19 protein-coding genes and 3 pseudogenes are annotated in these 19,642 nt (G+C 41.7%); 16 read left to right on the forward strand and 6 right to left on the reverse strand.

The genetic code is table 11. From position 1 onward, the window contains the following. Window positions 1-10: 10 nt before the first annotated feature. From O3651_RS00315 to O3651_RS00335, 5 genes are all read left to right on the forward strand, one after another. A complete protein-coding gene (locus O3651_RS00315; protein WP_371609312.1) occupies window positions 11-2,020 on the forward strand; it encodes a DUF859 family phage minor structural protein in 2,010 nt (669 codons plus the stop codon). Between the two features lie 60 nt (window positions 2,021-2,080). Further along, a complete protein-coding gene (locus O3651_RS00320; RefSeq protein ID WP_371595625.1) occupies window positions 2,081-2,347 on the forward strand; it encodes a hypothetical protein in 267 nt (88 codons plus the stop codon). A gap of 9 nt (window positions 2,348-2,356) precedes the next feature. Beyond that, window positions 2,357-2,752 carry a phage holin family protein gene (locus O3651_RS00325; protein WP_371595626.1) on the forward strand — a complete coding sequence of 132 codons (396 nt, stop codon included), beginning with the start codon at window positions 2,357-2,359 and terminating at the stop codon, window positions 2,750-2,752. 3 nt (window positions 2,753-2,755) lie between these two features. Then, the gene (locus O3651_RS00330) at window positions 2,756-2,959 is read left to right on the forward strand and encodes a phage holin (RefSeq protein WP_371595627.1); all 204 of its coding nucleotides are present in this window, start codon (window positions 2,756-2,758) and stop codon (window positions 2,957-2,959) included. 132 nt (window positions 2,960-3,091) lie between these two features. Continuing rightward, entirely contained in the window at window positions 3,092-3,838 is a 747-nt protein-coding gene (locus tag O3651_RS00335; protein WP_371595628.1) for a PlySs2 family phage lysin, read from the forward strand. A 332-nt stretch (window positions 3,839-4,170) separates the two neighbouring features. Here the strand turns inward: O3651_RS00335 and O3651_RS00340 are convergent, their stop codons facing one another. Beyond that, entirely contained in the window at window positions 4,171-5,139 is a 969-nt protein-coding gene (locus tag O3651_RS00340) for an NAD(P)/FAD-dependent oxidoreductase (protein WP_371609178.1), read from the reverse strand. Between the two features lie 110 nt (window positions 5,140-5,249). After that, complete coding sequence (locus O3651_RS00345; protein ID WP_371609179.1) at window positions 5,250-6,566, reverse strand: FAD-containing oxidoreductase; 1,317 nt, start codon at window positions 6,564-6,566, stop codon at window positions 5,250-5,252. Window positions 6,567-6,759: 193 nt separating this feature from the next. Between O3651_RS00345 and O3651_RS00350 the strand changes: the two genes are divergently transcribed. The 7 genes and pseudogenes from O3651_RS00350 (at window position 6,760) to rpsU (ending at window position 10,253) form a co-directional block, all read left to right on the forward strand. Beyond that, entirely contained in the window at window positions 6,760-7,116 is a 357-nt protein-coding gene (locus tag O3651_RS00350; RefSeq protein ID WP_061422917.1) for a DUF1304 domain-containing protein, read from the forward strand. A 261-nt stretch (window positions 7,117-7,377) separates the two neighbouring features. Then, window positions 7,378-7,755 carry a BlaI/MecI/CopY family transcriptional regulator gene (locus O3651_RS00355; RefSeq protein ID WP_371609180.1) on the forward strand — a complete coding sequence of 126 codons (378 nt, stop codon included), beginning with the start codon at window positions 7,378-7,380 and terminating at the stop codon, window positions 7,753-7,755. 15 nt (window positions 7,756-7,770) lie between these two features. Next, window positions 7,771-8,233, forward strand: a pseudogene (locus O3651_RS00360) (M56 family metallopeptidase); the annotation flags it as partial. Continuing rightward, window positions 8,230-8,526 (forward strand): annotated as a pseudogene (locus O3651_RS00365) (DUF4956 domain-containing protein); the annotation flags it as partial. The pseudogenes O3651_RS00360 and O3651_RS00365, both read left to right, overlap by 4 nt. 180 nt (window positions 8,527-8,706) lie before the next feature. Then, complete coding sequence (locus O3651_RS00370) at window positions 8,707-9,279, forward strand: class I SAM-dependent methyltransferase (protein ID WP_371609313.1); 573 nt, start codon at window positions 8,707-8,709, stop codon at window positions 9,277-9,279. Between the two features lie 13 nt (window positions 9,280-9,292). Next, window positions 9,293-9,916, forward strand: coding sequence for a Type 1 glutamine amidotransferase-like domain-containing protein (locus O3651_RS00375; protein ID WP_371609181.1), 624 nt, complete (start codon window positions 9,293-9,295; stop codon window positions 9,914-9,916). Window positions 9,917-10,076: 160 nt separating this feature from the next. After that, window positions 10,077-10,253 (forward strand): 30S ribosomal protein S21, encoded by a 177-nt coding sequence (rpsU, locus tag O3651_RS00380; RefSeq protein ID WP_000048054.1) that lies wholly within the window; start codon window positions 10,077-10,079, stop codon window positions 10,251-10,253. 254 nt (window positions 10,254-10,507) lie between these two features. Here rpsU and mscL read toward each other — a convergent pair whose 3' ends face one another. Continuing rightward, complete coding sequence (gene mscL / locus O3651_RS00385) at window positions 10,508-10,894, reverse strand: large conductance mechanosensitive channel protein MscL (RefSeq protein WP_371609182.1); 387 nt, start codon at window positions 10,892-10,894, stop codon at window positions 10,508-10,510. 137 nt (window positions 10,895-11,031) lie between these two features. Between mscL and dnaG the strand changes: the two genes are divergently transcribed. The 3 genes from dnaG to O3651_RS00400 all read left to right on the forward strand — a co-directional run bounded on the left by dnaG (window position 11,032) and on the right by O3651_RS00400 (window position 14,410). After that, window positions 11,032-12,834 (forward strand): DNA primase, encoded by a 1,803-nt coding sequence (gene dnaG / locus O3651_RS00390; RefSeq protein ID WP_371609183.1) that lies wholly within the window; start codon window positions 11,032-11,034, stop codon window positions 12,832-12,834. A 2-nt stretch (window positions 12,835-12,836) separates the two neighbouring features. Beyond that, complete coding sequence (rpoD, locus tag O3651_RS00395) at window positions 12,837-13,949, forward strand: RNA polymerase sigma factor RpoD (RefSeq protein WP_005590235.1); 1,113 nt, start codon at window positions 12,837-12,839, stop codon at window positions 13,947-13,949. A 122-nt stretch (window positions 13,950-14,071) separates the two neighbouring features. Then, window positions 14,072-14,410 carry a metal-sulfur cluster assembly factor gene (locus O3651_RS00400; protein WP_125371420.1) on the forward strand — a complete coding sequence of 113 codons (339 nt, stop codon included), beginning with the start codon at window positions 14,072-14,074 and terminating at the stop codon, window positions 14,408-14,410. An 82-nt stretch (window positions 14,411-14,492) separates the two neighbouring features. On the opposite strand, the gene birA is transcribed toward O3651_RS00400, so the two are convergent. From birA to O3651_RS00415, 3 genes and pseudogenes are all read right to left on the reverse strand, one after another. After that, window positions 14,493-15,428, reverse strand: coding sequence for a bifunctional biotin--[acetyl-CoA-carboxylase] ligase/biotin operon repressor BirA (gene birA / locus O3651_RS00405; protein WP_371609184.1), 936 nt, complete (start codon window positions 15,426-15,428; stop codon window positions 14,493-14,495). A gap of 11 nt (window positions 15,429-15,439) precedes the next feature. Further along, complete coding sequence (locus O3651_RS00410) at window positions 15,440-16,441, reverse strand: LacI family DNA-binding transcriptional regulator (protein ID WP_371609185.1); 1,002 nt, start codon at window positions 16,439-16,441, stop codon at window positions 15,440-15,442. Window positions 16,442-16,506: 65 nt separating this feature from the next. Next, window positions 16,507-17,340: pseudogene (locus O3651_RS00415) on the reverse strand (AraC family ligand binding domain-containing protein). A gap of 139 nt (window positions 17,341-17,479) precedes the next feature. Here O3651_RS00415 and O3651_RS00420 point away from each other — a divergent pair. Then, complete coding sequence (locus O3651_RS00420) at window positions 17,480-19,639, forward strand: alpha-galactosidase (RefSeq protein ID WP_371609186.1); 2,160 nt, start codon at window positions 17,480-17,482, stop codon at window positions 19,637-19,639. Window positions 19,640-19,642: the final 3 nt, after the last annotated feature.

Raw genomic sequence — 19,642 nt, forward strand, 5'->3', positions numbered from 1 at the left:
GGGGCCAGCAATGCAACTTGAAATTGTATCTGGCTGGAACACCCCAAACCAAACCGGGAATTTCTCGACAGTGAATGTACAAGTAAAATTGATTGCAAATAGTCAAGCAGCGATTTACGAACACATTATGCGTACACTGACTATAACTGTTGATGGCAAAGCTCAGAATTTCCAAGTTGATTGTAAAATATCGCAAGGGCAAACTGTGTTGCTCAAGGCAATAGATGTAAATGTGCCACATGATAGTGATGGGAATAAAATTGTCACTATCTCAGCTAGTTTACCTCTAAACATAGGATACTATACGTCGTCATCTGTATCAGAAAGTTTGAGATTGTCCAAAATTCAACGAGCTAGTACTGGTACAAGTGTTAAAGCGACAATTGGAAAGCCTGTAACTCTAAATATAAGTCGTCAAAATAATAATTTCAAGCACTCTATCTGGGTGAAATATGGTAATTATGATAAAAAAATAGCTGGAGATAATATTGAAACCAGTTATACATGGACACCAGAAATGGCTTTGTGTGAGCAAACGCCTGACGCTGCAAGCGGCTTTGGTACGATTACTTACATCACTTACAACAACGGTGCAGAGGTTGGGAGGGATAGTCAAAGGTTAGAATTGACTATCCCTGACAATGTTAAACCGACACTATCAAGTCTGAGTGTGACAGATACTAATACGACTGTTGCACAGATGCTCAAGCCTAATCACTTTATCCGTGTTTTATCTAGTATTAGAGTGAGTCTTGGGCAATCTGCAGGGGCTTATGGTTCGACTATTGTTAGCTATCATGCAGAGATTGTTGGTCAACCGTATGCCTTGGATAAAAATGATATATTTGGCGATATAGACTTTACTGGGCAGGCAACTATCAGAGCAACCGTCACAGATAGTAGAGGTAGGACTAGTGCGCCAAAAGATGTGACTATCAATGTATTAGATTACCATCTGCCACAAATCAGCTTTGATGTACAGCGGATCGGGGCAAATGCTGACCAGTTGCAAATTATCCGTAATGCCAAAATCGCACCTCTGACAATTGACGGAGCACAGAAAAATATCATGAGATTGCGCTTTAAGATAGCGCCATTTGGTACGGATAGATTTGTAGAGGATGTTGGGCCAGCCAGAGGTGATTTCACTACTCTTTCCTCTCTGATCAATTCCGCTGCTAATCTGGGCAGTAAATACCCTGCAGACAAATCTTATATTGTTGTTGGGACTGTCGAGGATCGCTTTACTAGTTCTAGCTATCGGTTCGAAGTGCCAACTCGATCAGTTGTGATGTCTATGGATAAAGATGGTGTTGGTATCAATAAAGTCCGTGAGCGTGGCGCTCTGGATGTCGGAGGTGATATTTATGCTAACAACAAGCCGATTCAGCAGCATCAGCTCACCAGTCATTCGGGTATGACCTTAATGGCCACTGATGATTGGAATAATTATCAGGCCACGGGCTACTATACAGGGTACAATCTAAATAATGCTCCTGATACTGAAAATAAAAGTATCTATGTAAGAGTTACAAGGCATAATAATGATTATGTTTTACAAGAAGCTGTTGATTTTGCTGGTACGGCATTGGCTTACCGAGTAATGTCAGATGGCGTTTGGCAAGAGTGGGTTAGTGTAGCTTCAAAGTCTGACCTAGAAGCTTTAAAACCAGATCCTAAACAAAAAATCCTATATAAGACACTTGTTGGTTTACCTTATGGTATGGCGGCTTATGCTTCTAGGATTGGTGATACAGTCACTATATCCTTAGAACGTAGAATTGTTCGCATCAATCAGAAATATGAAAATGCCAAAATGGCTGAAAACATACCAATCGGATATAGACCAGTGCAAAATATATCATTGATATTACATGCCAATGTATCAGCTAATGTTGTTGGGACTGGTGTACTGCATATCAATACTGCAGGGGATGTATCTTTAACGTCATCATATACAACGGATGCGGTCTGGCTTGGTACGGTTACTTACGTCACAGACAATCCTTGGCCTAATTGAGTAAAAAATCCCTAGCGACTAGAGGGATAATTAGAGCATAAATTAAAGGAGGTACAGACTATGTTAAAAGTCTCAAAATCACGCCAGATTGTGGCAGAGTTTTTCGCAACCGAGGACGAGCAAGAAAAGCTTGTGAAAACCACGGTAGTAAATATCGATCATACAGCCGTTTCAACTGTTTCTGAAACACTGCATGAATCTGAGCTATACGCTAAACATCGAAGTGATATGCGTAAAGATGAGGAAAATCTGCGAAAACTGTGTTATCAAATCGAAGATGAAATTTTGGCGGAGCTTGACACAGCTGGCAAAGCAGAAACAGCGTAGAGGTGGTAGATGCAAGAATCAGATGGACTTTGGGCGATCCTCGATGTCGTAAAGGATTTTTACGAAACGGGTATCGACGACCACTTTTTCGTATTCATTCTATTGGTACTAGTTGTGGCTGATGTCGTCACAGGATTTTGTAAAGCCTGGGCACTTAAAAACTTTTCCAGTCGAAAAGCTCGAACTGGGATCGTGACACATTCAGCAATTTTCGTTATTGCAGCAATTGGTTATCCATTTTTCCTCTTTGCCAATGCCGGCTCACTAGCTGATATGATTATAACAGCTCTTTGTGCAAGCTACGGTGCTAGCTTAGTGACAAATCTGGATATTTTAGGGCTTAAAATACCCTATGTGACCACATTTATAAATGATCGGGTTGATAACCACAAGAAAAAGGAGTGATATATGAAATTATCAAACTCACAGTATGATGTAGCAAAAAAAGCTGTTACCGTAGTAGTACCAGCTGGCATTACATTGATTACTGGTTTGGGTGCCTTGTACAAGTTTGATACAACGGCAATCACAGGAACTATTGCACTACTTGCCACGTTCGCAGGTACTGTACTTGGTATCTCAAGCAAAAAGTACCAAGAAGAAAATGAATGACAAGGAGGTCTAGCATGAAAGCGATAGGCAGAGTGCTTTTACTACTATTACTGATACCGTTAGTATTTCCACTTGGCTTTATTGCAATCATGCTTGACCCGTTTTTAAAATTACTTTATAAGGAGAGTAGAAATGACAACAGTAAATGAAGCATTACAAGATTTGGCCGCTTTGGTGGGGTCTGGGACTCCAGTTGGAAATGGCGAATGTTACGCCCTAGCAAGCTACTATGAAACCCTCATCAATCCAGACAGTACAGTTGGATTGGGAGCTGGTGTAGGATATGTTAGTGGTGCAATTGGAGATACAATTTGCGCAGCTAACATCGGAACAAGCTATGATTGGGAAGCGAACGGCTGGACAGTTGCTAGCGATGGAGTTCTGCAGAGTGGTCAGATTTTAACCATCGAGGGAACAGACTGGAACCCATACGGCCACGTTGTGGTTGTAGAGTCGGTTAATGGTGGTCAACTCGTTGTGATTGAGCAAAACTATGCAGGAGCCCGCTATCCTGTACGCAATTATTACAGCGCATCTGATTACATCCAGACAGTGGCACATTTTATCACGCCGGAGCAGTCGGACGGTGAAACTGCTGGTGAAACTACTAGCGTATCAGACTCAAATCAATATGCCGAAAACGGCACAATGACCGTGACCGTAGATGCCATCAACGTCCGCCGTGCTCCTGACACCTCAGGAGAGGTGGTAGATCAGTATGCCAAAGGACAAAGCTTTAAGTATGATACGGTAATCGTGGATGCTAACGGCTTCGTCTGGGTATCTTACATCGGTGGAAGCGGCAAACGGAACTATGTAGCAACAGGGCCTACTCAAAACGGCAAGCGTTACGGTGCAGCTTGGGGAACATTCAAATAAAAAAGCAGCGGAAACTGCGAATATCAATTTAAAAATAAAGACTCAATAAATCATCTAGCCCCGATCGAAAGATTGGGGATTTTCTGGTATAATGGAAAATATAAAAAATGTCCGTTTTAACGGAAACAGAGCATGATTCCCCTATTTGAGAGGGGCAAAAAAGGGGCAAAAATGCTGTAAATAACCGTAAAATAATGTAAAGATAGTTATTTCAAAGCTGAAAATATAGCGGTTTTAAAAGATATTGTAAGATATGGTAGATGCGTGTAATGTTATTTGGGAAAGCTGATGAATTATAAAAGCTGCTGAGCTTGAGCTCGGCAGCTGTTTTTTTATAGGCTTGTAGAATGTTTGGGTTGGACTTTTTGCTCAGGATAGATATGGTTAATGGCATTGTTGACAGCAGTAGGTGCTTCGCCCAGCCCAGTCGCAATCAGGTCAATCTTACCCTCGTAGCTACAGCAGTCTCCAGCCGCATAGATACCTGGCACAGAAGTTTCTTGCTTGCTGTTGACTAAAATCTTGTGACGGTTGAGCTCCAAGCCCCAATCTTTGAGATTACCGACAGAGGATTTAAAACCGTAGTTGACAAAGAGATGATCCAGAGGCAAAAGCTGACTATCCTCTCCTTTGACTTGGCTGATTTCCAAGTGGGTAATCTTGCCATTTTCACTGACCAATCGACTAGGTACAAATGGTGTCTTAATCTCAACACTAGAAGCCTTGAGTTCTTCCACACTATGCTCTAAAGCCCGGAAGTTGTCCCGACGATGAACCAGACTAGTTTCTGCGATTTTTTCAAAAGCTAGTGCCCAGTCAACAGCCGAATCGCCGCCTCCCAGAACAACAACCTTTTTGCCAGCGTACTGGCTGATGTTTGAAACGTGATAGTGAAGGTTGCTGTAGCTTTCAGCATCGTCTAGCTCCAAAGCCCTCGGTTTGAAAGCACCGCCCCCCATTGCGATGATGATGGTTTTGGTCCGATGCTGGGCTTGAGAAGTCGTAATGGTGAAGCCATCATCAGATTTGACGATATCCAGCACCGTTTCATTGAGGCAAATCTCAGTCTGGAAAGTTTCCAGCTGCTCAATCAGACGTTGAGTCAACTCTTCGCCACTTAGATTGGTAAAGCCTGGCACATCCAGAATCTTCTTCTCTGGATAGAGAATGGCTGGCTGGCCGCCCAGCTGAGGCAAGGAATCAATAATTTTCACCTTGGCTTGGCGCAAGTGGGCGTAAAATGCAGCGAATAGACCAACTGGACCGCCACCGACAATCGTAATATCATACAGTTCAGACATAATTTTCCTCAATCTTTTTAAAATAAACTAGCATTATTGTACCACAAAAAGAGGTTGAAATGTAGTTAAATTTTTGTAGGGATTGTAAAAGCCCCATCAGGGGCTTAAGATTAGATAGCAAATAAATCATTGAGGTTTTCAGCCAACGTTGGGTGGGTGAAGATTTGTTTGCTCAAGTAGGTGTAAGGGATGTTATTATCCATAGCTACAGTCAGGATATTGATAATTTCCTGAGCCCCTGCTGAGAAGATAGTTGCTCCGACGATTTCCTTGGTCTCTGTGTTGACAACAGCCTTGAAGGCACCGCGTAAGTCTGCATTGACATGTCCACGAGGCATTGCTGCGACAGGAATCTCCTTCACTGCAATCGGCAGTCCTTGCTCTTGGGCTTCCTTTTCAGTCAATCCGATTTGAGCTAAAGGCGGTGTGATGAACATGCTGGTAGGTACGTTCTTACGGTCTTCCAGTGTGTAGCTGCCGTCGCCAGCCAGATAGCTATAAAGGATGCGGAAGTCATCCAGTGAGATATAAGTGAACTGCAGACCGCCATTGACATCGCCCGCTGCGAAAACGCCGGGTACAGATGTTTCCAAGTGTTTGTTGACCTTGATAGCTCCGCGCTCTGTCAGCTCGATATCAGTGTTTTCCAACTGCAGTGGCTCAACATTCGGCTTACGACCGGTAGCATAGAGCAGGGCATCAAAGCGGAATTCTCCATCCTCTGTCACAACCACAACTTCATCACCATGATTTTTAATCTGCTTGGTTTGCACATTTTGCAGGAGTTGGATTCCGTCTTCTTCCATGTATTGCTTAGCTAGAGCAGCGATAGAAGGCTCTACTCGAGGGAGAAAGACAGGTGCAGCATCCAGTACAGTTACTTGACTGCCTAATTTGTTGTAGAGTCCAGCAAATTCTAGGCCAATGTTACCGCCACCCAGAACTCCCAAGCGTTTAGGAAGTTCCTTCAGATTTTGAATGCCAGTTGAGTCATAGACGTGTTCGGTCTCAGTCAGTCCTGGAATTGGCAGGACATTGGAAACAGCACCAGTATTGATGACAATAGTTTCAGCAGTCAGTTCCTCTTTCTCATCGCCAGCTGTGATTTCGATGACCTTATTGGAAAGGAAATGAGCTTCCGCATCGATGATGTCAACACCAGCTCCACTGACTGCTGCGTAGTTCTTCCCATTGAGACGGCTGGTTACAGCATTCTTCTCAGCCATGACTTGGTCGAAAGCCAGGCCTTTTTCAGCTGCAACAAGCAGGGTCTTGGTTGGGATGCAGGCGATATTGATACAGGTTCCCCCGTACATAGCCTTGCTTCGCTCAATCAAAGCAACTTTTTTTCCTTGGGCCGCCATTTTGGCCGCCAATGTTTTACCGGCCTTACCAAAGCCGATGACAATTAAATCATAGGTTAACATAATTTACCTCCATTTTTCAAAAATATTGTATCACATCTAATCAGAAAATGCTGAGTTTTGCTACGCCTATTTTAAAAATGCAATCTAAAACATTTTAATACACTTCGTCCATTTTATTGGAACTAAATTTTAGCGCTTTTTCTTGCTATATGTTATACTTTTTTTCATCATAAATTACTATAAGGAGAAGAAAATGTCTGTTTTTACACTGATTTTGGCAAGCTTGGTTGCCTTGGAATTTTTCTATATTATGTACCTGGAGACCATCGCAACGACCTCAGCTACGACAGCACGGGTCTTTGGTATGCCTCAAGAGGAGTTGGAGCAGCAGTCGGTCAATACACTTTTCAAAAACCAAGGAGTTTACAACGGGCTGATAGCTGTTTTGGTCTTGATTGCGGCTTTTGTGCAGCCTAGTCCAGTTTGGCTGGGGATTTTTATGGTTTATATCATCTTGGTAGCTGCTTACGGTGCAGTGACTAGTGATCCGAAAATCCTGTTCAAGCAGGGTGGTTTGGCAATGTTGACTTTGCTGAGTTTATTTTTCTAAACAGGAGTCTGGGACAAAAGTCCTAGCCTCTCAATTGTCTTTGGATTGTCGAGCAAGATGCAGTGGTTGAGTGGGCTCTACTACGCTGATTTCATCAGCTTTTACAGCCCTACTCAACTTTGCGGAGGTGGGACGACGAAATCGAATTCTAACGAATTACCGATTTCTGTTCCACTCTCTTTTTTTATATAATGATTGACTTTTTTATTAGACATGTGTAGAATAAAATTAGGAAGAGACTTTAGAAAGGATGGAAATATAATGAATCATTCAATTAAACGTTTACCAGATGGTGAATTTGCCATCTTAAAGATTATTTGGCACCTGCCAAATCCAACAACATCTGCCCAAATTATGGAAAAACTGGGGAAAGATAACCATTGGAAACCCCAGACTCTGTTAACTGTCTTAGCTCGCTTAACGGAAAAAGGCTTTTTAGAAAGTGTTCGCAAGGGGCGTGAAAGGCAGTATACGGCCTTAATTTCGGAAGATGAGTACCTAGAGGTAGAAACATCAGACTTTTTGAAGCGCTACAGCGGACATTCCATGGGAGGCTTTGTCAAGACTCTCTTTTCATCTAATTCTTTTTCAGAAAATGAACTGGATGAGCTGCGTAATTTGCTGAATCAGAAAGAGTAAGATGAGGTAGTATCCATGAAACAGTTCCTTTTGTCTTTCCTCTTAACCAGTTTCTCAACCTCGATCTTGGTTCTGTTTTTGAGCCTTCTTTTTGCAGCCCTTAAGACCAAGATTTCAGTCAAGGTCAAGTATTTTATATGGTTTTTAATCTTGTTGAGCTTTTTATTCCCATTCCGTCCTTAGTTTGGTTCTGGTTTGATTCAGCTGAGTACTGGAGCGACTATTCAGACAACTGTTAGAGCTGGCCATACAAGTGGAGGACAAGCTGTTTCTCAAGTAGCTGAAAAAGCTAGCCGGGCAAATCTCTAGGAGGCTTTTCTAGGTCTACCTTGGTTTGAAATATTCTTTACCATTTGGCTGCTTGGTTGTGCATTTAACCTAGGCAAATATGCCTATTCTTATATCCGTTTCAAAAAGATGTTGCAACGTTGGGGGACAGAGGTTGAGGACGAAGAAACTTTATTCCAGTTGCAATTGATCAAAGAAAAGATGGGATTTAGTTCGGTTAGTCAAACCAGACGTTATGTCCAAATTCAGTTTCCAGCTGAATTAGACTATGAAGTCCTTTTTGAAGCAATCTTTGAAACAGCCTGTAAAAGCTTTGAGTTGACCTCTGTCCAGTCAGTTGACAATAAGTTTATCAAGTTGGACTACGTGGTTGATTTGAAACCAGATGTAAGCGACCAGCGCCTCATTCAACGCTTCTTACGCTATGAGAAGATTAAGAATATTTCCTTCTCGAAAGAAGCCAAAAAACGAAAAACCTTGTAAGGTAAAAGACAGTCGTTTTGAATGACTTGCATCCCAAAAGTTATCTTTTGGGATGCAAGTGTTTTGTTGATTGATTTAGCTGTAATCTCTCTAAAAATGGTATAATGTAGCTATCCAGAAGTGGAGGATTGAAGAGTGCTTCATATAATAATCATCATTTCTATCATACTTTTATTACTCATGTTTCATTCTTTAATTCAGCAATCAAAGAACCCTTCAGGTTTTCTAGGAAAACGAATGATGAAATTGTGGAATCGAGCCTATATCCCCATGTTTGTATGGGCAATTCGTCATCTGGATAGGACATTTTACCCTGTAATCTTAGATGTAGGAGTTGGGAATGGTCGTTCAACCATCCTACTGAAAGAAACCTTTCCGCGAAGTACTGTAACTGGAATCGACATTTCAGATACTGCAATAGCTCAAGCCAAACAGATAGGAATGGTCAATCTAAATTTTGAACGAAGAGACGTTAGAGAGACAGGCTTTTCTGATGAAAGTTTTGATTTGATTACAGCTTTTCAAACACATTTTCATTGGCAGGACCTAGATGCTTCTTTTATAGAGCTTCGAAGGATACTCAAATCAGACGGGATGCTCTTACTAGCTTGTGAATATAACAAGCTATCTTATTTTTTATCGAAATTTCAAAGAGAAGAAGTATTTAAACGATTCTTGTTATCGATAGGCTTTGAGCTCGTAACTAGTCAAAGAAAGGGATCGTGGATCCTTTATAAAATCGTTAAAAACTAATGGAGGTACAATCATGAAACAATTATTTTTATGTTCATATTTTGCTGGTGTCAAAAATCTTTTTAGTGATTATGCAAAGGAAAAGAATCTAGAAAAAAAGGTTTTATTTATTCCTACCGCTGGGAACAAAGAGGACTATACTGCCTATATCGATGAGGCTCGGCAAACATTCATAGATTTAGGCTTTGAGATAAAGGTTCTAGATATTGCTTCTTGTGATCGAGAAACTGCACAGGCAAAAATTTTCCAAAGCAAGATTATTTATGTCTCAGGCGGAAATACATTTTATTTATTGCAAGAATTAAATAAAAAGCAACTCCTACCTCTTATCAAAGAACAAATACGAGATGGGTTGGTTTATATAGGAGAATCAGCAGGGGCTATTATTACAGCCAAGGATATTGACTACAATAAACTCATGGACGACAAGACGGTAGCGACAGAGTTATTTGATACAGCAGGATTGGGTGAAGTGAATTTTTATATCCTTCCACATTATGGTGAGGAGCCTTTTACTGATAGTAGTCAGAAGACCTTTGAAATGTATAAAAATCAGCTCGACTTAATGCGAATAAACAATTCACAAGCCGTTATTGTAAATGATAAAGGAATAAAAGTTGTTTCTGAACAGGGGTAAAATAAATTTCTTTTTCGCTATTATGATGTCCATTCTAATACGTTGTCTCTTTTGAAAAAGAAAGTGAAGATAATATAAGTTTATGGCAGTTTTTTCCTTGACATTTATCAATTTTGCGTGTAGAATAGAATAGATCTTGGACTTGAAGGGAGTGAAAAAAATGTCAAAAACAGTAGTACGTAAGAATGAATCTCTTGACGATGCTCTTCGTCGTTTCAAACGTGCGGTTACTAAAGCTGGTACTCTTCAAGAAACACGCAAACGTGAATTCTATGAAAAACCTTCTGTAAAACGTAAACGTAAATCAGAAGCAGCTCGTAAACGTAAAAAATTCTAATCAATAGAATGAGGAAGCAGCCTATTCGGCTGTTTTTTCTTTTGGATGAAAAGCGTATAACAAAACAGAGAGTGGGACAGAAATCGGTCATTCGTTAGAATGACCGATTTCGTCGTCCCACCTCCGCGCAGTTGAGTAGGGCTGTAAAAGCTGATGAAATCAGCGTGGTAGAGTCCACTCAACCACTGCGTCTTGCTCGACAATCCAAATACAATTGAGAGGCTAGGACTTTTGTCCCAGCCTCTGTTTGGATATTAGTTTTGTTTTTCAAGCAAGCTCTTGATTTCTTGCAGAACTTCAAGTTCTGTTGGTCCAGCTGGTGCTTCTTCAGCAGCTTCTTCGTTCTTTTTAGCAAGGCTTTGTGCTTTTTCAGCAGACTTAACGATGAAGAAGAGAACAGTACCGACTACCAAGAAGTTAATCACGGCGCTCAAGAAGTTACCATAAGCTACTCCATTCCATTTCAATTGAGAAATTTGCTCTAATTTTGCAGCCTTCAAAATTGGGTTGAGGAAGAGGGGAGTGATAACGTCAGTAATCAATGAGTTGACGATTGCTCCGAAAGCATTCGCAATGATAACCCCGACTGCCAAGTCAATCACGTTACCGCGTAGCAAAAATTCTTTAAGATCCTTTAACATTTTCTTTTCCTTTTAAAAAATAATTTAATATTTGAGATTATATTATAGCTTAAAGTAGCAATTATTTCAAGTCATTTGCCTATCAAATGTTTTACATTTGCGTCAAATTATTATAAAATATAGAGTGATATTCTGTGATGAATTGGAGGTATTGTCTATTGGATAATGAAATGATTTCTGAAATAAAAAATAGTGTCAATATCGTCGATGTCATAGGAGAAACAGTAGCCTTGACCAAGGCTGGCAGAAACTTTTTGGGACTTTGTCCCTTTCATGGCGAAAAGACGCCCTCTTTCAACGTTGTAGAGGACAAACAGTTCTATCACTGTTTTGGCTGTGGCAAGTCGGGTGATGTTTTCAAGTTTATTGAGGACTACCGAGGCGTATCCTTTATGGATGCTGTTCAGATTGTCGCAGACAGAGCAGGCATTTCCTTAGGGATGGAGAGAGCTGGCGCAGATCGACCGAGACAGTCTCATCCGCATCAGGCGCTCTACGATATTCATACAGAGGCAGCGAAGTTCTACCATGCAGTTCTGATGACGACCAAGATAGGAGAAGAAGCGCGCGCTTATCTCTACAATCGTGGGCTGACAGATGAAGTCATTAAGCATTTTCAAATCGGCTTGGCTCCTAATGAAGGCAACTATCTCCATAAGAGCATGGCTGGTAAGTTTGATGAGTCCACTATCATGAACTCGGGTCTTTTTAATCTGGCAGAGAATAATCTGGTCTATGATGCCTTTCAGAACCGGATTATGTTTCCCTTGACCAATGACAAGGGGCAGGTTGTCGCCTTTTCTGGTCGAATCTGGCAAGATTCGGAGGCTGGTTCACAGACTGCCAAGTATAAGAATAGTCGCAGCACCCCTATTTTTAATAAAAGCTATGAGCTTTATCATCTGGATAAGGCCAAGCCAGTGATTAAAAAGAGCCATGAAGTCTATCTGATGGAAGGCTTTATGGACGTGATCGCGGCTTATCGGGCTGGAGTTGAAAATGCAGTCGCGTCGATGGGAACAGCTCTGACGCCTGAGCATGTCCAGCATCTGCGTAAGTATTGCAAAAAAATTATTCTGACTTATGATGGAGACAGGGCTGGTCAGGCTGCGACAGCCAAGGCCTTAGAAGAGTTACGGGATATGTCGGTAGAGATTGTGTCCTTTCCTGACAATATGGATCCGGATGAATTTATTGCTAAAAATTCTGCCGAGGAATTGCGACAATTTCTGACTAAAACGCGAATTAGTGATGTAGAGTTCCTTTTACGCTATCTCAAACCGGATAATATTGAAAATTTGCAGGCTCAGATTGAATTTGTGGAGCGAATGGCGCCTATTATTGCTCAGACGCAATCTATTACAGCTCAGAATTCCTATATTTATATGTTGGCTGAGTTGCTGCCGGATTTTGATTACCAGCAGGTAGAGAACACGGTTAACAACAGTCGTTTGGCTGAGCGAAGTAGTCGAAGCGGACAGCAGTCAGAATCTCTAAGAAGACCTGTACTGGTAGATCTTCCGCTGTCTAAACAGCTATCACGGCTGATAAAGGCAGAAATCCATATCCTCTATCGTATGGTACACAATCCGCTGGTTTTAAATAGCTATCGGCTTCGCACAGATTTTGCCTTTGATACGGCGGAACTGCAGGAGTTATACGAGCTTTTACTGGCCAATGGTGAAGTGACTTCGCAGGATTTATCTAGCTTACCGGAAAGAGTCCAGCAACTTTGGTATCGGATGTTGGAGGAAGATTTGCCAGAGGAGATGGAAGACGGAGAGTTAGCAGAAGTTGAGCTGACCAGGGAACGCGAATTGCTTCGTAAGAATAATCAGCTGATTAGCAAAAAGATTCGAGAAGCTTTGCATACTGGAGATGAGAATGCCGCTATATTAGAGGTGGAGCGCTTAATCGCACAAAAAAGAAGAATGGAGTAGGTATGGCTACAAAACAAAAAGAAGTAACAACATTAGACGTTCAAATTGCAGAATTTATCCGCAATCATAAGCAGACAGGTGTAGCGACAGACGATGAAATCAATGACCAGCTGGTCATTCCTTTCACTTTGGACGCTGATGGGATTGAGGATTTGCTGCAACGCATTCAGGATGCGGGAATTTCTATCACGGATAAGGAAGGAAATCCTAGCGCGCGTGTCTTGAATACTGAAGAGGAAGAAGTAGAACTGACCGATGAAGAGCTCTTAGGCAGCAATTCAGCCAAGGTCAATGACCCAGTCCGCATGTATCTGAAGGAAATCGGGGTTGTGCCGCTTCTTAGCAATGAAGAAGAACAAGAGCTGGCGATTTTGGTAGAGCAGGGAGACTTGGAAGCCAAGCAGCGTCTAGCTGAGGCCAACCTTCGTCTGGTTGTTTCCATTGCTAAGCGCTATGTTGGCCGTGGTATGCAGTTCCTTGATTTGATTCAAGAAGGAAATATGGGACTGATGAAAGCCGTTGATAAGTTTGACTACACTAAAGGATTTAAGTTTTCAACTTATGCGACTTGGTGGATTCGTCAGGCCATTACCCGTGCGATCGCTGACCAAGCTCGGACTATTCGGATTCCAGTCCATATGGTGGAAACCATTAACAAGTTGGTCCGTGAGCAACGCAATCTCTTGCAGGAATTGGGTCAAGACCCAACACCAGAGCAAATTGCTGAGCGTATGGATATGACGCCGGACAAGGTTCGTGAGATTCTCAAGATTGCTCAAGAGCCAGTTTCTCTGGAAACACCTATCGGTGAAGAGGACGATAGCCATCTAGGAGACTTTATCGAAGACGAAGTGATTGAGAATCCAGTAGACTATACAACTCGTGTCGTCCTTCGTGAGCAGTTGGATGAAGTCCTAGATACGCTGACAGACCGCGAGGAAAATGTCTTGCGTCTGCGCTTTGGTCTGGACGATGGAAAAATGCGGACGCTGGAAGATGTCGGCAAGGTCTTCAATGTGACTCGTGAGCGGATTCGTCAGATTGAAGCCAAAGCCCTGCGTAAACTCCGCCATCCAAGCCGCAGCAAACCACTCAGAGACTTTATCGAAGATTAAGAAATGAAGAGCAACGAGGAGCAGAAATCTTTCAGCAGGAAGCGTCAAGACTGAAAACCTAGCTGAAAACAAAGCCCCTCAAGTTAACTTGAATTTTTGTCATATCTATAAGGAGGATATGCATGTCAGAAAAAAAATACAGCCCTGAAGAGGTTGAAAAGATTAAAACGCGGATTTTAGAGAGCTTGGAGCAAGTCATTGACCCAGAGCTGGGGATTGATATTGTCAATCTAGGTTTAATCTATGAAATCCGTTTTGACGAGACCAATGGGGAAACGGAAATCGATATGACCCTGACAACCATGGGATGCCCTCTGGCGGATCTTCTGACTGACCAGATCTATGATGCCATGTCAGATGTACCAGAGGTTACTAAAACTGATGTTAAGTTGGTTTGGTATCCCGCTTGGACAGTGGAAAAGATGAGTCGGTATGCTCGGATTGCATTGGGGATTAAATAGCGACATCACACTGGAAGAAAGACTATACAGAAAAGCACTTGAAACGAAACATCAAGTGCTTTTTGAATGCCAATTAGGTAGACTACCAGCTAGTTAGTGAAATTTCCCCGCTGTTGAGCCAGATATTTTGGCCGTTCTCCAACTGGACTAGAAGTTGGCCACTGTCCGAGATATCGCTAGCAATTCCCTTATAGGTTTGATTATTTTGCTGGAAGCTCACTTGGCGACCGAGGACTAGAGAGTGCTTTTTGTAAAGATAGAGCAGGTCTTGGGGATCGCTTTCGTAGAAACATCTCCAGATTTCAGCAATCAGCTCATTTCTGCTGATAGGAGCTCGCTCTGTAAAGAGTGATCCAGCCTTAGATTGCAATTCTTTTGGAAAATCGCTAACGCAAAAATTAAACCCGACCCCGATAATAATATCTGTTACTAAGCCTGTCTCGACGGAAGTAATGGCCTCGGTTAAAATGCCTGCGATTTTTTTATCCTTGTAGTAAATATCGTTGACCCACTTGATATCTATGTCTATGAGGGTTAGATTTTTTACAGCTTGATAGATGGCTCCGGCTGTCAGGAGAGTATAGGCAGGGATTTGATCAAAAGATAGGTTGGGCTTGAGATGAAGGGACATGTAAAAGCCGCCCTGTTTTGGAGAGAAAAAGTCTCGGCCGAAGCGACCGCGACCAGCGGATTGAGCAGCAGCTAGATAGAGGGTATTTGCTTCGCCACCTGCTTCTAGACCTGCTTTGGCATCTATCTGAGTAGATTGACAGTTGGGGTTGAAGGAAACTTTGATGGGCGCCTCTTTTTCAATGATTTCTGGGATTAGTAAATCTCCTGCTTTGAGCCTATAGCCACGGTTTTTAATGGAATCAATCTGGATTCCTTCTTTTTCCAAGCGTTGAATGGCCTTCCAAATGGAAGTTCTGGAAATACCCAATGTCTGGGCCAGACTTTCTCCATTGACATAATCGTCAGCTTGGCTGAGAATGGTAAATAGTTTTTCGTATGTTTTCATAATTTTTTCTATTAAATACTGCTTTCTCGAATGGTCAGTTTGGTAGAAAGTTTGACCATATAGGGAATGGAGTCCTCTTCGGATGTTAAAATTTGATTCAGAATGTGCAGAGCCTGCTTGCCCATTTCTTCTGTAAAAACGGTGACCGTACTGAGACTGGGATAGATGTACTTAGCAATAGACGTATCATTAAATGAAATAATGCTGACATCTTGGGGAACTTGGATTCCGTGTTCTTGCAGAGCCCGCAAGGCACCGATAGCCAAAGCATCGCTAGAGATGAAGAAGGCGGGTGGCAGCTGGTCCTTGTGCTCGCTAAGAAGCTCAGTCATCATCTGATAGCCTGATTCCGAAGAAAAACTGCCTACCTTAACCAAGTCAGCTTGGAAGATTCCTTTTTCAGACAGATGCTGCTTAAAACTCGCTAAACGAGGGTCACTGATAACGCTAGCCTGGTCAGAGGTTCTTTCCTGTCCAGCAATCATGCCAATTTGGTCAAAACCAGCATTTATGAAGTGCTCAAGAACCTTCTGTACAGCATTCTCAAAATCAACCGTCACACAGCTGTGGCCTGCATTAAGCGTATCACTGTCGACAAAAACTAAGTGGTTGCTGTACTGCTCTAGCTGCTGGATTTGGGCTGGACTGAATTTACCGATGGCAATCAAGCCATCAATGTCTTTCAATAGCTCAAGAGAATCGTTTTGAAACACTCTTTGAATCTCATAGCCCAATTCCTGGGCCTTTTTTTCAATGCCCAAACGAATGGAGTAGTAGTAAAGGTCATCGAGCTCTTCCTGCTCAGTGTACCATTCAATGAGCCCAATACGGTAGGCCTGAGCCTTACTTGGCTTCCTTTTTCTTGATTTTTTATAGTTCAGCTGCTCAGCGATATCAAAAATCTTTTTACGAGTGCTATCACTGACTGACATGGCTGGGTCGTAGTTGAGTACGCGAGAGACTGTAGCGGGAGAGACCCCAGCAGCCTGGGCAATATCCTTAATCGTAGCCATTTTGTTCTCCTATTGTCTTATATGAGCTATTATACCTCAAAAACAAGTAAATAACAAAGATGAATTTAGTAAATATTTCGCATTTGGCTTGGTGAACAGTTGAAATATTTTTTGAAAGTTTTTGAAAAATAAAGCGGGTCAGAAAAACCAACCGAATAGGCAATAAATTTAATTGGTTGAGTAGTAGTTTCTAGAAGTTGTTTTCCTCGATGCATACGAATATAATGCAGATACTCTTTGGGAGAGAGTCCATTGTATTCTTTAAAAATGGTTGTCAAATAGCTGCGATTGACATTTAGTTCATTAGCAATACCTTGGATGCTCAGTTGTTCAAGTGGATAGCGAGTTTCTAGAATACGTTTAGTATCTAAATATAACTGATAAGTGGAATTCTGTTGTTTTAGGAGCTGTTGGTTTGGTGCGAGCTTCCCCAATTTAAATAGCAGTTCATAGAGCATGGCGAGAAGTTGTAAATGACTTAGCATGGTGGATTGGGAATGTTCAGCCTCTTGAATAATATCTATAATAAACTTTCCTAAACTATCAGTAGGAGTAGTACTTGAATTTCTTAGAAAACCTGTTTTGCCAATTTCTGATAAGTTAAAATAATCTGAAACCTTTGTTCCACTAATTCCGAGCCAATAATAGGACCAAGGATCTTCAGAATCTGCCTTATAGTAAGTTAGTTCGTTTGGTTTTAGTAGGAATAAATCTCCAGCTTTCAGGAAAATTTGTTCCCCTTTATAGTGAAAGACTCCTTTGCCTTTTGTAATAAAATGAAGGACGAATCCGTCACGAATAGCAGGCCCGAAAGAATAGTTTGGTTAGCAATCCTCATAGCCGTAAAAGTCTAATAATAAATCAATTGTTCCCGTCTGGTATTCTGAAAATATAAGCATACTTTTTACATCTCCATACTTTAGAAATGATATTGTAATTTTTATTGTTACCTAACATTTTACCATATTTTCCTAACATAATTCTATTTTAGGAAGCGATTTCAAAAGGTAAAATATTAGTAAATATGGAGGTTCAAAAATGACAATCAAAATAGACAAGCATCTATTCTACATCAATACAAAAAATTCCAGTCTTATCATTGAGGAAAGGGATGGCTACCTTTTGCTTAAACACTTAGGCAGAAAAATCGAATCCTATCATTTTTCCAATACAGTATTTGAGCGAGATCATGCTTTTTCTGGTAATCCGAGATCGAATGAGCGGAGTTTTAGCTTAGATACCCAGCGGCAGGTTTTGGGTCAGCATGGTTTAGGAGACTTTCGGCAACCTTCTCTGCAAGTCCAACATGCTAATAATGAAGTAACAGATTTTCGGTTTGTTGAGAGTCAGCTGATTAAGGGAGGTTTGGAAGTTCCAGGACTGCCTAGTCCTCACAGTACAGAAGATGCTGAAACACTGGCCTTTATTTTAGAGGATGCAGTATCTCACTTACGCCTCACTCTCTATTACACAGCTTTTGAAGATAGCAATACCATTGCAACCTTTACTAATCTGGAAAATATCGGTAGAGAGACAGCAGTCATACATAAGAACTTGAGCTTAATGGCAGATTTACCGGCAGGGTCCTATGATGTGATTAGTTTACAGGGAGCTTATGCTAGGGAGAAAACAGTTCGTCGTCACAAGCTAGAACAAGGAATTTTCAAAATAGCTTCCAACCGAGGAGCTTCTGGTCACGCGCAGACTCCAAGCCTTATCCTTTGTGATAGTGAAACGACGGAAGAGGCTGGTCAAGTTTGGGCAATTCAGCTCCTTTATAGCGGAAACTTTGAAGCTTGGATTCAGCAAAATCAGTTGAATGAAGTTCGGCTAGGTATTGGTATCAATGAAGATAACTTTGCTTGGAAACTGGAAGCGGGGCAGACTTTCTATAGTCCTGTTGCTCTGTTGAATTATTCGGCTCAAGGTTTGACTGGTCTTAGTCATGAGAGCCAAGCTTTTGTTCAAGAGCATATCATTCCTAAAGCATTTGCGAAGCGAGAGCGGCCAATTTTAATCAATAACTGGGAAGCAACTTACTTTGATTTCAAAAAAGAAAAGTTGCTAGAGTTAGCAGATGAGGCACAGAAAGTTGGTATTGAGCTCTTTGTTCTCGATGATGGCTGGTTTGGCAACCGTTTTGATGACAATCGGGCTCTGGGCGACTGGTTTGTCAATGAAGATAAGCTAGGTGGCAGTTTGACAGAGCTCATAGCAGAAGTTCATAGCAGAGGATTGCAATTTGGTTTATGGGTTGAGCCAGAAATGATTTCCGTAGACAGTCAGCTTTATCGAGCACATCCAGACTGGGCTATTCAAGTACCTAATCGGGGTCATACCTACTCTCGCAATCAACTCGTATTGGATTATGCTAATCCAGATGTGGTAGCCTATATCAAAGAAACACTGGATCAGCTGTTAAGTCAGCACGATATTGACTACATAAAATGGGATATGAATCGTAATATTACCAATCTTGGGAATGGCACTAACTATCTGGCGACCAAAATGCAGTCGCATAAGTATATCTTGGGGCTTTATGAAATTGTAAAATATTTGACAGAGAAATATGAGAATGTTTTATTTGAGTCCTGCTCAGGTGGTGGTGGACGAAATGATCTTGGTATGATGAGGTATTTCCCTCAAGTCTGGGCTAGTGACAATACTGATGCCATAGCTCGTTTGCCAATCCAATATGGGTCTTCTTATCTTTATCCGACTATTTCAATGGGTGCCCATGTGTCGGTAGTGCCTAATCATCAGATGGGACGAATTATTCCGCTGGCAACTCGGGGCCATGTGGCTATGATGGGAAATCTGGGGTATGAGCTTGATTTGACTAGTCTATCAGATGAAGAGAAAGCTGCGATTGCAGACCAGGTGAAGTTGTATAAAGAATTACGGCCAGTGGTCCAGTTAGGGCGTCAGTATAGGCTAATCAATCCAGATATTGGCTCCAATGAAGCAGCGGTTCAATTTAACTATGGAAATCAAACGATTGTAACCTATGTCCGAGTCTTATCAGTTGAAACAACCTTGAAACTAAAAGACTTAGAGGAAGAAGGACTTTATGAGCTGCAGGAAAATGGCGCAGTTTACTCAGGTGCAGAACTCATGTATGCTGGTATCACTATGAATCTTCCGCAGGGAGATTATCTCAGCAGACAGTTGCATTTTATTAAAAAATACGGAGGCTAGACC

The sequence above is a fragment of the Streptococcus sp. 27098_8_73 genome (assembly GCF_041432495.1).
Taxonomy (GTDB): domain Bacteria; phylum Bacillota; class Bacilli; order Lactobacillales; family Streptococcaceae; genus Streptococcus.

Bases quoted from the DNA above. Each gene is read 5' to 3' on its own strand.
- O3651_RS00330 (WP_371595627.1), top strand. From the start codon at position 2,756: ATGAAATTATCAAACTCACAGTATGATGTAGCAAAAAAAGCTGTTACC.
- O3651_RS00420 (WP_371609186.1), top strand. From the start codon at position 17,480: ATGACAATCAAAATAGACAAGCATCTATTCTACATCAATACAAAAAAT.
- O3651_RS00340 (WP_371609178.1), bottom strand. From the start codon at position 5,139: ATGTCTGAACTGTATGATATTACGATTGTCGGTGGCGGTCCAGTTGGT.
- O3651_RS00355 (WP_371609180.1), top strand. From the start codon at position 7,378: ATGAATCATTCAATTAAACGTTTACCAGATGGTGAATTTGCCATCTTA.
- rpoD (WP_005590235.1), top strand. From the start codon at position 12,837: ATGGCTACAAAACAAAAAGAAGTAACAACATTAGACGTTCAAATTGCA.
- O3651_RS00315 (WP_371609312.1), top strand. From the start codon at position 11: ATGCAACTTGAAATTGTATCTGGCTGGAACACCCCAAACCAAACCGGG.
- rpsU (WP_000048054.1), top strand. From the start codon at position 10,077: ATGTCAAAAACAGTAGTACGTAAGAATGAATCTCTTGACGATGCTCTT.
- O3651_RS00350 (WP_061422917.1), top strand. From the start codon at position 6,760: ATGTCTGTTTTTACACTGATTTTGGCAAGCTTGGTTGCCTTGGAATTT.
- O3651_RS00410 (WP_371609185.1), bottom strand. From the start codon at position 16,441: ATGGCTACGATTAAGGATATTGCCCAGGCTGCTGGGGTCTCTCCCGCT.
- O3651_RS00370 (WP_371609313.1), top strand. From the start codon at position 8,707: ATGTTTCATTCTTTAATTCAGCAATCAAAGAACCCTTCAGGTTTTCTA.
- O3651_RS00325 (WP_371595626.1), top strand. From the start codon at position 2,357: ATGCAAGAATCAGATGGACTTTGGGCGATCCTCGATGTCGTAAAGGAT.
- O3651_RS00320 (WP_371595625.1), top strand. From the start codon at position 2,081: ATGTTAAAAGTCTCAAAATCACGCCAGATTGTGGCAGAGTTTTTCGCA.
- O3651_RS00375 (WP_371609181.1), top strand. From the start codon at position 9,293: ATGAAACAATTATTTTTATGTTCATATTTTGCTGGTGTCAAAAATCTT.
- O3651_RS00345 (WP_371609179.1), bottom strand. From the start codon at position 6,566: ATGTTAACCTATGATTTAATTGTCATCGGCTTTGGTAAGGCCGGTAAA.
- O3651_RS00335 (WP_371595628.1), top strand. From the start codon at position 3,092: ATGACAACAGTAAATGAAGCATTACAAGATTTGGCCGCTTTGGTGGGG.
- birA (WP_371609184.1), bottom strand. From the start codon at position 15,428: ATGAAAACATACGAAAAACTATTTACCATTCTCAGCCAAGCTGACGAT.
- dnaG (WP_371609183.1), top strand. From the start codon at position 11,032: ATGAATTGGAGGTATTGTCTATTGGATAATGAAATGATTTCTGAAATA.
- O3651_RS00400 (WP_125371420.1), top strand. From the start codon at position 14,072: ATGTCAGAAAAAAAATACAGCCCTGAAGAGGTTGAAAAGATTAAAACG.
- mscL (WP_371609182.1), bottom strand. From the start codon at position 10,894: ATGTTAAAGGATCTTAAAGAATTTTTGCTACGCGGTAACGTGATTGAC.